We start from the raw sequence: 14,477 nt of genomic DNA on the forward strand, positions 1-14,477 counted from the left end.
GTTAAAATTGAATAGATATGGAAAGTCAAAGTATATCATTAGGAGATTTATTTTCAGTTGAATTATTTGTAGGATCAATAACGTTTGTTTTAGGAACGGTTTTGTTCTTCTTATTATTATTATTGAATTTGAGGCTTAATCTTAAAACGACATTATTATATTGTTGCCTGCAATTGATACTTGTTGTCTCTCTTTCTACTATTTTCTTTATATTTTGGCGTTTTAATTTTGATATAATGATAGGGTTTCTATATTTACCAGGTGTATTATCTGAGGTTTTTATTATGCTCTTATTCTATTTTATATTAAAAATAAAAAACAAATAATTGAATAATATTTTTATAACAATTCTATTACAGCGGGTGGAAACATCCGCTGTTTCTTTTTATAGGGTACCCACTATAATAGAAATATTAGCAGTCTAACTTGCCAAGTGGAGTAATGAAGGCCCAATGGCAAAATTTATTCAATGAGCTTTAAAGCAAATGTTAACGCCGCCTATGATAATACTACAATCATTGGTACAGACACTAACCGTTTCCGCGAGAACGCGACAGCTTTCGTCTACAATAACAGCTTCGAGTTCAAGGACAGCATGAAGCAGGCGAACGAGTACACCTACGATGCCAACGGCAATTTAACTAAAGATTTAAACAAGAATATTACCGGTATATCATATAATTGTTTAAATTTGCCAAATACAGTAACGTTCAGTGACGGAAGTACTATCACCTATATTTATGGAGCCGATGGCACAAAGCTGAGAACAGTCCATAAGATAGGCAGTACAACCACAACGACTGACTATTGCGGCAATGTGATCTATGAAAACGGAGTCCAGAAGCTGCTTCTTACCGAAGAGGGTTATATTACTTTGAGCGACAGCAAGTATCACTACTACTTGAAAGACCATCAGGGGAATAACCGGGTAGTCATCAGCCAGAGCGGCACGGTAGAAGAGACGAGCCATTACTATCCTTTCGGCGGTACATTTGCAAGTGCAGGTAATGTTCAGCCTTACAAGTACAACGGCAAGGAGTATGACTCGAAGAAAGGGCTGAACTGGTATGACTACGGGGCACGGCATTATGATGCGGCGTTGGGGAGGTTTGAGACGGTGGACCCTTCTGCTGAAAACTACTTCAAAATAAGTCTCTATGCTTATTGTGGTAACAGCCCTATCAGCAGAATAGACCCAACAGGAGCTGACTGGTATGAAGATAAACAAGGGAATTTACGTTGGCAGGAAGGCAGTGAAGCCTTAAAAGGCTATACTAATATCGGTTCATCTGCCTCTATTGCGTTAGGTAATGACAACTATCTGAACTTCTATCAGAATGGAGGTATCTTAGCCAATCAGGCTGTTAATGCTTTTGACTTGATAGCTTCCTGCGGTAAACTTCAGAATCAGTTCTTAGGTAAAACCAGTCCTTTATCTGAAGACTCTAAGTCTGCCCTTTTCAATTCTCTGAACAGTCGTTCTATAGATGCTATTGCGCGACCTATAGGCGAAGCTGCCTTTGGCTTTGGTGCCGGAGAGTTTGGCGGTATGTTGTTGGGGAAGGCAATAGGATGGGCTGTAGGAAAGGTGGCAGGAAGAGGTACTCAAAATGCAATACAATCAACTGCTCACGGAGTGCAACGGATTGCTGGAACAACGGCAACGAGAGGAGGGGTACTTTCTGTGAATGAAGTAAGAGTAACAAAGTCTGTAGGAAAGGCTTTTACTCAGGCTGATGGAGCTACAGTTTATCTTCATGAAATTACTCCCGGTAGATTTAATGCTGTTGTAGAAGGGAGGAAAGGTATAATAACAACAATGGGAAATTGGTCTCAAAAATCTATTAATAGAATAGCGAAAAATTATGGATGGAATATTAAATAAAGAAATGGTTGTTTGCTGTTTCTGCGGGAAGAGTTTACCCTTAGAAGCGGCTGTAGTTTTGAAAGTTTGGGCAAATGAGAAGAGTGAGGAGTATCAAGTATTATATTCCCATAAATCTCATTTTGTTAGAGCATTAGATAAATCAGTAATACTACATCCAGATTTATTAGAGCCTGATGCTTTAGGTTAATTCGTCGTAACGAACTACTGTCTTCCTCTGATATAGGTTGATTAAAAACCAATCTATCTAATTACTATCCTAACATCAGATATTCCATATCTTGTATGTTAGGATAGTTTTTGTTATTCTATCAGCGAGACGTAGGATACCTATTGTGTGTATGACGACCACCGTAATCTCTGCACTTGGAAGAAGCTTCCGGATGCGCAGCTCGCGGAGTATGTGTATGACAACGGTGGACGGCTGACGCAACAGGGGGAGTGCACGAACAAGACGGTTTCTTCCGATCAGGTGGTGCATGTGCAGAACTGGGCGGTACGGGTTTCCCGACGAGCCAGTTCACGAACGACACTTCGGGCTACAGTAAAGGCTCCCTGACAGGAAGCGCGGTGACTGTATCCGGCAGCAGTACTAAAATTTACAAAGGCTATTACTATGACGTCAAGGGGCGTGTAACTAAAGTCGTACAGAACAATCTTTTGGGCGGTTATGACGTGACTAATACGGTCTATACCTTTACGGGACAGCCCGCCACGGTGACGCATAGCCATACCGCAAGCGGCAAGTCCACACGTACGGAAGTCTATACCTATAGCTATGACCATGCAGACCGTGTAAGCAAGGTGGAGCATACTTTGGGAGGAACCAAAATAACTCTGGCAGACTATACGTACGATAGTTTCGGCCGTCTGAGTACCAAGTCCCTGCACGGCTCTGCGGCGAACAAGCTGACGTATGCCTATAACCTCCGCAGCTGGCTGACGGGCATCACAAGTACGCGCTTCACCCAGAACCTGTACTACAATACGGGTGTGGGTACCGCCCGCTACAACGGCAGCATCAGCAGCATGACCTGGAAGTCCGGGAATGAAAGCACCGTCCGCGGTTACAAGTTCACCTACGACGGACTGGACCGCATGCTGAATGCCACCTACGGCGAGACAGCAGGTATCAGCACGAACGCGAACCGTTTCAGTGAGAACGTGACGGGGTATGACAAGAACGGTAACATCAAGGGATTGCAGCGTTACGGGCAACTCTCTTCAGCCGCCTACGGCATGATAGACAACCTGACTCTCACCTTGAACGGCAATCAGTTGAACCGTGTGGATGATGCCGTGACGGCTTCCGCCTACAATGGCGGCTTCGAGTTCAAAAACGGTGCCAATGCCGCCGATGAGTACTCTTATGATGCCAACGGCAATTTAACTAAAGATTTGAACAAAGGTATTAGCGGCATTACATATAATTTCTTAAATTTGCCGAATGTGGTGACTTTCAGTGACGGAAGTACCATCACCTACACTTATGGAGCCGACGGCACAAAGCTGAGAACAGTCCATAAGATAGGCAGTACTACCACCACTACCGATTACTGCGGAAACGTGGTCTATGAAAACGGAGTCCAGAAGCTGCTTCTTACCGAAGAGGGTTATGTTACTTTGAGCGACAGCAAGTATCACTATTACTTGAAAGACCATCAAGGGAATAACCGGGTAGTCATCAGCCAGAGCGGTACGGTAGAAGAGACGAACCATTACTATCCCTTCGGCGGGGCGTTTGCAAGTACAAGTAATGTTCAGCCTTACAAGTACAACGGTAAGGAGCTTGACTCAAAGAAAGGGTTGAACTGGTATGACTACGGGGCAAGGCATTATGATGCGGCGCTGGGAAGGTTTACGACGAATGACAGATTTGCCGAGAAGTATTATTCGATGTCTCCGTATCAGTATGGGGCGAATAATCCGGTGAATAACATAGATGTGAATGGAGATACAATTGTTGTAAATCCTAATCCTAATGGCTTGATAGATAATGTGAGAATATTTTTTGGATTTGATACCAAGTATCAAAAGGACGTGAAAGCAGATTTGCAGCAACTTAAGAAGGATGATAAGGAAATTGGTGAGATGATTATTGAACTGGAGAAAAGTAAGAATGTTCATTCAATAACAAGGACTAAACGAGGAAAGTCTAATTCTTCAGGATTTGATAGAGAAAAAGCTAAAAAAGACATTCCGCAAGGAAGCATTATAAATTATGACCCTGATGTTAAAACGGATATTAATGGAAATCATTGGACACCAAGAATTGGTTTAAGCCATGAGTTACAGCATTCGTCGGATGTAGATAAAGGTATTATGTCTTATGAAAATATAGGAAATGGAATACCCATGAGAGAAATTCGTGCTATTAATACTGAGAATAAAATTAGAAAAAGAACAGGAGATGCAAAAAGAACGGAATATCGTGGAAGGAAAATACCCCAAAAACTGTTGGAATAAGATTATCCTTATGTTGGGTATTAATCTCTTATTTGTAATGTGTGTACATAAAACAAGTGAGAGGTATGAAGATATGTTTGTTGATTCTACTTGGCAAAGTCCTTTTGTTGCAATGAATATAGAATACAAAGATAGTGTATATTCGATAGTTCCAAGAGAAGGAGATATGTACCTATTTCTGAATGATGGGGTAGCTAATAAGAAATATCGATATGAACTTTTTCCAATTTTATTAGAACAGACATTGGGTATAGACAGCATTACATTTTGTTCACTAAAGGAAATGGACTGTATGGTAACTCCACAGCCATACATAGATTCAATTTATAAAGGAAAAGTAGAAAATCTTATTTCTTTGCTTTTTAATGAGAAAGGTGTACTTTCTGTTGGTTTGTCATATCCAGAAGAAAAATATTTGATTTATTTGTTATTTCATCATGGAGTTTATCTTAATACAGATTGCGAAACTGGAGTTTTGTATATCTTAAATAAATAAGTATTTTATATTCTTGAAATAATCTATTTAATTGCTATCCTAACATCAGATATTACTATATCTTGCATGTTAGGATAGTTTTTTATTTACTTCCCGCTTCCGGAAAGACTACAAGAGAGGAAGTATACACTTACAGCTACGACTATGCTGACAGGGTGAGCAAGGTGGAGCATACTTTGGGAGGAACCAAAATAACTCTGGCAGACTATACGTACGATAGTTTCGGCCGTCTGAGTACCAAGTCCCTGCACGGCTCTGCGGCGAACAAGCTGACGTATGCCTATAACCTCCGCAGCTGGCTGACGGGCATCACAAGTACGCGCTTCACCCAGAACCTGTACTACAATACGGGTGTGGGTACCGCCCGCTACAACGGTAACATCAGCAGCATGACCTGGAAGTCCGGGAATGAAAGCACCGTCCGCGGCTACAAGTTCACCTACGACGGACTGGACCGGATGCTGAATGCCACCTATGGCGAAACAGCAGGTATCAGCACGAACGCGAACCGTTTCAGTGAGAACGTGACGGGCTACGACAAAAACGGTAACATCAAGGGATTGCAGCGTTACGGGCAACTCTCTTCAACCGCCTACGGCATGATAGACAACCTGACTCTCACCTTGAACGGCAATCAGTTGAACCGTGTGGATGATGCCGTGACGGCTTCCGCCTACAATGGCGGCTTCGAGTTCAAAAACGGTGCCAATGCCGCCGATGAGTACTCTTATGATGCCAACGGCAATTTAACTAAAGATTTGAACAAAGGTATTAGCGGCATTACATATAATTTCTTAAATTTGCCGAATGCAGTAACGTTCAGTGACGGAAGTACCATCACCTATACTTATGGAGCCGACGGCACAAAGCTGAGAACAGTCCATAAGATAGGCAGTACAACCACAACGACTGACTATTGCGGCAATGTGATCTATGAAAACGGAGTCCAGAAGCTGCTTCTTACCGAAGAGGGTTATATTACTTTGAGCGACAGCAAGTATCACTACTACTTGAAAGACCATCAGGGGAATAACCGGGTAGTCATCAGCCAGAGCGGCACGGTAGAAGAGACGAGCCATTACTATCCTTTCGGCGGGGTATTTGCAAGTGCAGGCAATGTTCAGCCTTACAAGTACAACGGTAAGGAGCTTGATACGAAGAAGGGTTTGAATTGGTATGATTATGGGGCGAGGCATTATGATGCGGTGTTGGGAAGGTTTATAACGGTTGATGCTTTATATGACAAACATTTTAAAGTATCTCCTTATGTCTATTGTGGAAATGAGCCTGTCGGTCGCATTGATCCGGATGGAAATGATTGGCGCGTGCAAACCCATTATAATCGTGAAACGGATAAGATAGAATATAAAATTACGGTAAGAGCGGCTTTGATAAATAATTCTAATAATAAGGAGCTTGATATAAAGACTTTGGCTGGACAAATAGTAGAGCAAGTGAATGCCGCATATACGATTTCAGGTGATGACTTTGTTTCGACTATGGATATGCAATTGAGAACTGTCAACTCGGTGGATGATATAAAGGACACTGAACACGTTTTGCAGATTGTTGATCAAGATATGTTGACAAAAACGGATAAAAGTGTAGTTATGGCTGAGACTTATAAAAATAGTCTGGATGTGAAAATAGGAACGAAAGCGGTTTCTAATATGTTGAACAATGATGATAACCGGACTTTTGCTCACGAACTTGGTCATTCAGGAGGATTGGGGCATACAATGAATGTGGAAAACTTGATGACACAGAAAAAAGTTATTCAAGATTTTGATGGAGATTATCTTAAAGCAACTCAGTTAAACCGTTCTCAGATACAAACAGTCCGAGATAATTATATCCATAACAAGTTGAATAGGCATATTCCTAACTGGAGGCAAAAACTTAAAAGAAGGCAGTAATATGAAGACACGTATATTTATTTTTATAATCATACTTGCCATGCTGGTGGCGTGCATTGGTCATTTGGACTCAGAGAATGATTTCATGATTCGAGTAGGTACTGGTTTTAAGGAGCGTACCGGTAAAGATTATATCCAATGTTGGGTGAATGACAGCCTTGTTTTTAATGGACTGTATGTGAACAAGACGGATGACCAAATATTGGACTACCATGAAGATTGGCTTGGAATGGAAATCACCCGTTTCGATAAAAGCGGATATGATAGTTTAAAAATAAAGATACGTGTCACATCTCTGGATACGGTATTATATTGTGGAAAAAGGGTCATAGATAGTACGTTCCGATACCGGATTGATAATATTCCCAATATTGTAATTTCATGTAGCTCCAACGGTGGTATTTTGTTGTGGGATACTTTACGTACACCTGATTATTTTTGGCTCGAATATTGATATATTAAGAATCTCTGATTCTATAATCTAAACAATTCCCTGCTTATGTTGGATGTAAGCAGGGAATTTCATATAGGAGCATGCTGACTTGGAGCGGTACGCTTTCCGTTACCGGTACGACGTGACATCCACGGTCTATACCTTTACGGACAAGCCTGCCACGGTGACGCATACGCACACGGCAAGCGGGAAGGACAGCCGGACGGAAGCATACACTTACAGCTATGACCATGCAGACAGGCTCTCCAAGGTGGAGCATACATTGGGAGGGGCGAAGGTGACGCTTGCTGCCTATGCTTATGATAACCTTGGTCGTCTGCAATCGAAGTCGCTGCACGGCTCCGACGCGGACAGGCAGGCTTACGCCTATAATGTACGCGGCTGGCTGACGGGCATCAGCGGAACGAAGTTCACGCAGAATCTGTATTATAACACCGGCAACGGGCCTGCCAAGTATAACGGCAGCATCAGCAGCATGACGTGGAAGGCAGGAACGGCAAGCACCGTCCGCGGCTACAAGTCCACTTATGACGGACTGGACCGTCTGCTGAATGCTACTTATGGCGAGACAGCAGGCATCAGCACGAACGCCAACCGCTTTTCGGAGAACGTTACGGGGTATGACAAGAACGGCAATATCAAGGGATTGCAGCGTTATGGCCAGACTGGTGCCAGTGCCTACGGCCTGCTTGATAATCTGACTTTCACCCTGAACGGCAATCAGTTGAGCCGTGTGGAGGATGCCGTGAGTACCGCGGCATACGGTACAAACACTGCCTTTGTGAACGGTGCAAGCGCTGCAGGGGAGTATGCCTACGATGTCAATGGTAATTTAACGAAAGATTTGAATAAGGGAATTACCGATATTCAATATAATGTATTAAATTTGCCGAGTACGGTATCGTTCAGTGATGGTAGCACGATTACCTATACTTATGGTGCTGACGGCACGAAACTGAGAACAGTCCATAAGATAGGCAGTACAACCACAACGACTGACTATTGCGGTAATGTGATCTATGAAAACGGTACTCAGAAGTTGTTACTCACAGAAGAGGGTTACATCAACCTGACCGGTACCCAGCAGTATCATTACTACTTGAAAGATCATCAGGGTAACAACCGTGTAGTGATCAACCAGTCTGGCACTGTGGAGGAAACTAACCATTACTACCCTTTCGGTGGTGTGTTTGGCACTACAGGCAATACCCAGCCTTACAAGTATAACGGTAAGGAGCTTGATACGAAGCAGGGTTTGAACTGGTATGATTATGGGGCGAGACATTATGATGCTGCGTTGGGAAGGTTTACGACGAATGACCCGTTGGCAGAGAAATATTATTCGATGAGTCCGTATACTTATTGTGCCGATAATCCGGTAAAGTTCATAGACCCAAATGGTATGGAATATGCTCCTGGTGATCTGTTTAAGACTAAAAGAGCAGCAGCTAAAGATTGGGGTATGTATTATAATGGTGCATCTATTATACGTAAACGTGAAATGGGCTCTTCTATTTATGAAGTTAAGCAAAAGGGAAAGCTAAAGGGATATTCTTATAGTGCAGCCAATGAAGGAGAGCACAGCGTATCTATAAGCTTACCTCCTAACGGTGAGAGATTTGTAGGATCGATTCATTCGCATGGAGACGCGGACGCAGAGCATATAAATAATAAATTCTCAAAAGCTGATATAAAATATATTGAGAAAACAAAAGAAAATGGTTATTTGGCTACGCCGAGTGGCGATTTGTTAGAATATAATCCTTATAGTAAGAAAACATCAATAGTGACTAGTGATCTTCCTAGTGATCCCAAAGATCCTAAACGAAAGAATAATATTAATCCGAAAGATATTCCTGCTGAAAAGGGTAAACAAAGAATGAAAGAATTGCTACAAAAGCCAGATTTAAACATTCCTGTTAGCCAGAGAGAACATATTCATTGGGTATTTTAAAAAGATAGCAATATGTATAGGACTTATTTTTTTGCTTTAATGCTATTTGCGATGTCATGTACAAACAGTACATCGAAGGTCGGAGAAGATCAACAATCATCTCAACAGATTGAGTATGTAATGAATGATAGTCTCTCAACAGATTTTTATACTGATATGAAAAGCTATGTTCCTGCAGAGGGATTTATACCTACAGCGGATATTGCAGTAAAGATAGCGGAATGCGTACTATTGGAAATTTATGGAAAGGAAAGTATAGAGAAAGAAAAACCTTTTTCTGTTAACTTGGTAAATGGAATATGGGTAATAGAAGGGCATATTCCTAATGGAAATGATAGTGCGCTGACTTTCTGTGGACAATCTTATGTGGAAATAAGAAAAAGTAATGGTGAGATTATAAAGCTTTTGCATACTAAATAAAAAATATTACTCTAATATAAGTTGCCTTTTTTCAATGAGATTTATTTAATTACTATCCTAACATCAGATATGCTATATCTTGTATGTTAGGATAGTTTTTTAGGTCTATCAAATGATGTAGGTCATGCAGGACTACATCCGTACTCTCCGGATGCTTAACAGCACGGGCACTTCCTATCTGGATAACATTTCCTATATGTATTATTTGTACGACAGTCTGGGACGGCTGACCCTGCAGGGGGGAATCCTTCTTCCAGTCCTACCGTGCTTGTGCAGAACAACTTGCTCAGTGGTTACGACATCACAAGTACGGTTTATACTTTCTCCAACAAGCCGTCTGGTGTGACACATACACATACTGCCAGCGGAAAGACCACGCGCACGGAAGTATATACCTATACCTACGACCATGCGGACAGAATAAGCAAAGTGCAGCATAGTCTTGGCAGTACTGCGATTACTCTGTACGATGCGACTTATGACAACTTCGGTCGTTTACTGACCAAGCAGTATCACGGTACGAGCACCAACAAGCTGACTTATACCTACAACCTGCGTAGCTGGCTGACGGGAATCAGCGGCACACGCTTCACGCAGAACCTGTACTACAACACGGGTGTGGGTACTGCGAAGTACAACGGCAGCATCAGCAGCATGACTTGGAAGTCCGGGAACGAAAGTACAGTCCGTGGTTACAAATTCACTTACGACGGTCTTGACAGAGTACTGAACGCTACCTATGGAGAGACAGCAAGTATCAGCACGAATGCGAACCGCTTCTCGGAGAACGTTACGGGTTATGACAAGAACGGTAACATCAAGAGTTTGCAACGTTATGGCCAGACTGGTGCCAGTGCCTACGGCCTGCTTGATAACCTGACTTACACATTGACCGGTAATCAGTTGAGCTGTGTGGAGGATGCGGTGAGTACCGCTGCATACGGTACAAACACTGCCTTTGTGAACGGTGCAAGCACCGCAGGGGAGTATGCCTACGATGTCAATGGTAATTTAACGAAAGATTTGAATAAGGGAATTACCGATATTCAATATAATGTATTAAATTTGCCGAGTACGGTATCGTTCAGTGATGGTAGCACGATCACCTATACTTATGGTGCTGACGGCACGAAACTGAGAACAGTCCATAAGATAGGCAGTACAACCACAACGACTGACTATTGCGGTAATGTGATCTATGAAAACGGTACTCAGAAGTTGTTACTCACAGAAGAGGGTTACATCAACCTGGCCGGTACCCAGCAGTATCATTACTATCTGAAGGACCATCAAGGCAACAACCGTGTAGTAATCAACCAGTCAGGTACTGTAGAGGAGACGAATCATTACTATCCTTTCGGCGGTGTTTTTGGCACTACAGGCAATACCCAGCCTTACAAGTATAACGGCAAGGAGTTTGACAATAAGAAGGGTTTGAATTGGTATGATTATGGGGCGAGACATTATGATACGGCGTTAGGAAGGTTTACGACTAATGACAGATTTGCCGAGAAGTATTATTCGATGTCTCCGTATCAGTACGGGGCGAATAGTCCGGTTGTTAATATTGATGTGAATGGAGATAGTATTAGAATTTGCACTGAAACTCAGTCCTTTGGTCACACATGGATTAGTGTTGGTGAAGGATCTAATATGACTGTTTATAGCTACGGACGATACAATGGAACTAATAAAGGGCCAGATAGAAGCTCTAATTCTTTAGGAAATGGTTCCGGTGTTCTTTTAAAGTTAATGGGGGATGAAGCAAAAGCTTACAATGACAAAAAAAGCAGCTGGTGGAATGTCTGTATTTGTAGTAACAGATGTGGCAGATGAAAAAGTTGCTAATATTTTAGACGAAAAGTTTAATATGTCAACTACAATGCCAGATAATCCTAAAAGTGATTATTATAACAGTTCTTCTGCTCGTATTATTGATGAATATAAGCTGACAAGTAATAATTGTACAACAATGGTATATGACGTGTTGAATAAAAGTGGGTCAAATGCTCTGAAAGGGACAAGGCTACAACAAACAAGTAATTTGGGAACATGGACTACTATTCCTATTGTCAACAGATTTGTTCTTCCAATATCAATGCAGAATCATTTAGTGAGAATATCCAAACCAGGAGGTGTAGTTTATAAAACAAGATAGATTATGAAATGGCTTAGAATTGTGTTTGTTGCCACATCAATAATTCTTTCATTATTAATTATATACGCAATTATTAATTGTGAAATTAGTTATAAATATGAGATTGAAAATCGATGTGGGGATAAGATTGATATCTTATGGGTTGAGGAGTGGCTAAAAGAAACGATTAAAGTGTGGAAGTTTTTTCTATGCTATGTAATCATTAATATCTTTTATTTAGTAGCTTCTCTTGTCAATAGCCGTAAATCTTCAAAAGAAAAATGCAGTTTATCATAAACAAACGCAGTCTCTTTTGTATTGATAATTAGGCCGTCTTGCCTTGATATGAATTGACTATTTTTATCGTTATCCTAACATCAGATATCCCATATCTTGCATGTTAGGATATTTTTTTGTCATATAACAGTCATACCATTTCTAATGTTGTAACTATCCTCCGTGCCGGGCTACACCCTTTTTTGCAGATGGCTATACCATCGCATAGAAAGGGTGTAGCCATCCGGAGTAAAAGGTGTAGCCTCGTGAAATGTGTCCTACGAATGCTTTTGGCGGGGATAATAGCGGCTTGCATAGAATCTGTGTTCCTTTGTCCGCGTCTTGTTTTTATACTGCTTCATCCGAAGAAGAAAAGGAAGCGCAAGAATCTACGGTGGCAGATAACATTACCCCGACAGTATAACATATCATATCCGACCATAAAAATCCATGCCCGAAGACCAATGCTCCGAGCGTGGTGTTTCGTATGGCATTCGCCCAATCGACCTGGTATAATTGGCTGATTTCTATGCAATAAGAAAACAGTAAGGAGATTGCGGTCACTTTGAGTATGGATGCCGAAGGGAAGAGAAAGCGTAATCCCCAATAAACCATAGCTGCCCAAAGTGTATCGCCAATATACTCTGCAATAAATTTAGGCAATGCATTGCCATACTTCCGGGAAGCAAGTCCTGCCAATATGATGACGAAAGTGACGGTTAAGTAAATCCAACGTTTGTATTTCACATCATGATGTTTTAGGTCCATTGCAAATTTATGGAAAATTGACAGATATGAGTGAGAAGGAAGAGCTTTTTCGTATTTTTTCCTATCGAACGGTCTGTGTAAGGCTATAAACAGAAAAGCAAATGAAGGGCAATACTATGACACGTATATGGCCAAAAATAACTATTGGTACAGCATGCATGAACTGAGCCGCATGGACGATGAAACAGGCGACCCCTTGCCGGGTGACCGGAGACTTGCACCTATTCCCGTCGGATTTACCGTTCGGAGCGGTGGCACCCAATGGCTGTTCGAGAACAGCGTCCGCACCACAAATCCGGAAGAACTTTGGAAATAAGACTCTCTTGTTTCAAATCTCCCCGAAATCATGTACCTTTGTGGCGATACCTAAAAAAGGGTGTGGCAAGATGATGAACAAGATAAATTCCGTATGCGTATATTGTGCTTCGAGCACAAAGATAGATTCCGTTTATTTCGATGCAGCCCGTGAGCTGGGCGCTTTGCTGGGGCAGCGGCAAATTCGCCTGATTAATGGTGCGGGAAATATGGGACTGATGTCCGCTGTGTCCGATGCGGCACTCCGGGCAGGGGGAGAGGTGACGGGCGTCATTCCCCGCTTCATGGTGGAGCAGGGATGGCATCACACCGGACTTACCCAACTCGTGGAAGTGGAAAGCATGCACGAACGGAAAAAGACAATGGCCGACTTGAGCAATGCCATCATTGCCCTGCCCGGTGGTTGCGGCACCCTGGAAGAACTGCTGGAAATCATCACTTGGAAGCAACTCGGACTGTATCTGAACCCGATTGTGATACTGAATGTCAAGAACTATTTCGACCCTCTGCTCGATATGCTCCGGCAGGCGGTGGACGAAAACTTCATGCGTACGCAGCACGGTGCCATCTGGCATGTGGCGCAGACACCGCAGGAAGCCGTGGAACTGATATATACCACTCCCTTGTGGGACGCCTCCATCCGTAAATTCGCTGCAATATGATAGGGCTGTTGATGGCTTGGGCAGTAGTGGGGACGGAGGGGATTCCTATTCCATATTCTCCGAGAATGGACGATGGCATCACCGTGGTCCTTTTGTGCTGTTTCTTTCTGTCGGCCTATGTCTTGTCACGCAGCCGCAAGTTCCTGCTGCAACTGGTGAAGGATTTCCTGCTTCATCGCGAACGTACCAGCATATTTGCCACTTCCACAGCCGCCGATATGCGCTATTTGCTGCTGCTCATCCTGCAGACCTGCATCCTAGCAGGCGTCTGTATCTTCAACTACTTCAATGATATACAGCCGGAACTGGTACGTCATGTGTCGCCGGGGCTTCTGCTGGGGATTTACATCGGTGTGTGTCTCTTCTATTTGTGCTTGAAGTGGATGCTCTACTCTTTTCTGGGTTGGATTTTTTTTGACGAAAGTGTTACAACGCTATGGCTTGAGTCCTATTCTACGCTACTTTATTACTTGGGATTCGCCCTTTTCCCGTTTGCCCTGTTCGTAGTCTATTTTGATTTGAGTTTGCAGCTGACGATAATAATCGGATTGATTTTAGCCTTTTTTGCTAAAATATTGATGTTATACAAGTGGTTAAAGCTTTTTTGTAACAATTTATATGGCGGTTTGCTTTTAATTGTGTACTTTTGTGCCCTTGAAATCATGCCTTGTTTTGTGTTATATCAAGGTGTGATGCAGCTAAACAGTTATTTGATAATAAAATTTTAG

At 42.4% G+C, this 14,477-nt stretch carries 13 protein-coding genes and 3 pseudogenes; 15 read left to right on the forward strand and 1 reads right to left on the reverse strand.

All coding sequences use genetic code 11. The features are described from left to right. The first annotated feature begins 17 nt into the window (after positions 1 to 17). From DXD78_RS20965 to DXD78_RS14640, 12 genes and pseudogenes are all read left to right on the forward strand, one after another. On the forward strand, positions 18 to 326 hold the full coding sequence (locus tag DXD78_RS20965) for a hypothetical protein (RefSeq protein WP_035447399.1): 309 nt from the start codon (positions 18 to 20) through the stop codon (positions 324 to 326). Between the two features lie 227 nt (positions 327 to 553). After that, a pseudogene (locus DXD78_RS21345) lies at positions 554 to 1,885 on the forward strand (RHS repeat domain-containing protein); the annotation flags it as partial. Further along, the gene (locus DXD78_RS14600) at positions 1,866 to 2,075 is read left to right on the forward strand and encodes a hypothetical protein (RefSeq protein WP_035447395.1); all 210 of its coding nucleotides are present in this window, start codon (positions 1,866 to 1,868) and stop codon (positions 2,073 to 2,075) included. The pseudogene DXD78_RS21345 and the gene DXD78_RS14600, both read left to right, overlap by 20 nt. Positions 2,076 to 2,326: 251 nt before the next feature. Then, positions 2,327 to 4,351 carry an RHS repeat-associated core domain-containing protein gene (locus tag DXD78_RS21350; RefSeq protein ID WP_370448320.1) on the forward strand — a complete coding sequence of 675 codons (2,025 nt, stop codon included), beginning with the start codon at positions 2,327 to 2,329 and terminating at the stop codon, positions 4,349 to 4,351. Next, positions 4,317 to 4,847 carry a hypothetical protein gene (locus tag DXD78_RS14610; RefSeq protein WP_118931273.1) on the forward strand — a complete coding sequence of 177 codons (531 nt, stop codon included), beginning with the start codon at positions 4,317 to 4,319 and terminating at the stop codon, positions 4,845 to 4,847. The genes DXD78_RS21350 and DXD78_RS14610 overlap by 35 nt, the downstream gene beginning before the upstream one ends. A gap of 95 nt (positions 4,848 to 4,942) precedes the next feature. Beyond that, a pseudogene (locus DXD78_RS14615) lies at positions 4,943 to 6,169 on the forward strand (RHS repeat-associated core domain-containing protein); the annotation flags it as partial. 595 nt (positions 6,170 to 6,764) lie between these two features. Further along, positions 6,765 to 7,217 (forward strand): hypothetical protein, encoded by a 453-nt coding sequence (locus DXD78_RS14620; RefSeq protein WP_035447390.1) that lies wholly within the window; start codon positions 6,765 to 6,767, stop codon positions 7,215 to 7,217. Positions 7,218 to 7,332: 115 nt separating this feature from the next. Then, a pseudogene (locus tag DXD78_RS14625) lies at positions 7,333 to 9,171 on the forward strand (RHS repeat-associated core domain-containing protein); the annotation flags it as partial. A gap of 12 nt (positions 9,172 to 9,183) precedes the next feature. Beyond that, complete coding sequence (locus tag DXD78_RS14630) at positions 9,184 to 9,591, forward strand: NTF2 fold immunity protein (RefSeq protein ID WP_051642902.1); 408 nt, start codon at positions 9,184 to 9,186, stop codon at positions 9,589 to 9,591. A gap of 654 nt (positions 9,592 to 10,245) precedes the next feature. After that, positions 10,246 to 11,427 (forward strand): RHS repeat-associated core domain-containing protein, encoded by a 1,182-nt coding sequence (locus tag DXD78_RS21200; protein WP_233534021.1) that lies wholly within the window; start codon positions 10,246 to 10,248, stop codon positions 11,425 to 11,427. Next, positions 11,369 to 11,749, forward strand: a complete 381-nt coding sequence (locus DXD78_RS21365; protein WP_227741090.1) for a hypothetical protein — start codon at positions 11,369 to 11,371, stop codon at positions 11,747 to 11,749. Before DXD78_RS21200 ends, DXD78_RS21365 begins: the two co-directional genes overlap by 59 nt. Before the next feature lie 3 nt (positions 11,750 to 11,752). After that, positions 11,753 to 12,025, forward strand: a complete 273-nt coding sequence (locus tag DXD78_RS14640; protein WP_009037544.1) for a hypothetical protein — start codon at positions 11,753 to 11,755, stop codon at positions 12,023 to 12,025. Between the two features lie 327 nt (positions 12,026 to 12,352). Here DXD78_RS14640 and DXD78_RS14645 read toward each other — a convergent pair whose 3' ends face one another. Then, complete coding sequence (locus tag DXD78_RS14645) at positions 12,353 to 12,751, reverse strand: DUF2809 domain-containing protein (RefSeq protein WP_009037545.1); 399 nt, start codon at positions 12,749 to 12,751, stop codon at positions 12,353 to 12,355. Between the two features lie 148 nt (positions 12,752 to 12,899). Between DXD78_RS14645 and DXD78_RS14650 the strand changes: the two genes are divergently transcribed. From DXD78_RS14650 to DXD78_RS14660, 3 genes are all read left to right on the forward strand, one after another. Beyond that, positions 12,900 to 13,088, forward strand: coding sequence for a hypothetical protein (locus DXD78_RS14650; protein ID WP_009037546.1), 189 nt, complete (start codon positions 12,900 to 12,902; stop codon positions 13,086 to 13,088). A gap of 70 nt (positions 13,089 to 13,158) precedes the next feature. Then, positions 13,159 to 13,749, forward strand: coding sequence for a TIGR00730 family Rossman fold protein (locus tag DXD78_RS14655; RefSeq protein ID WP_009037547.1), 591 nt, complete (start codon positions 13,159 to 13,161; stop codon positions 13,747 to 13,749). After that, positions 13,746 to 14,477, forward strand: coding sequence for a DUF4271 domain-containing protein (locus DXD78_RS14660; protein WP_009037548.1), 732 nt, complete (start codon positions 13,746 to 13,748; stop codon positions 14,475 to 14,477). The genes DXD78_RS14655 and DXD78_RS14660 overlap by 4 nt, the downstream gene beginning before the upstream one ends.

It is taken from the genome of Bacteroides sp. D20 (assembly GCF_003436255.1).
GTDB lineage: Bacteria > Bacteroidota > Bacteroidia > Bacteroidales > Bacteroidaceae > Bacteroides > Bacteroides uniformis.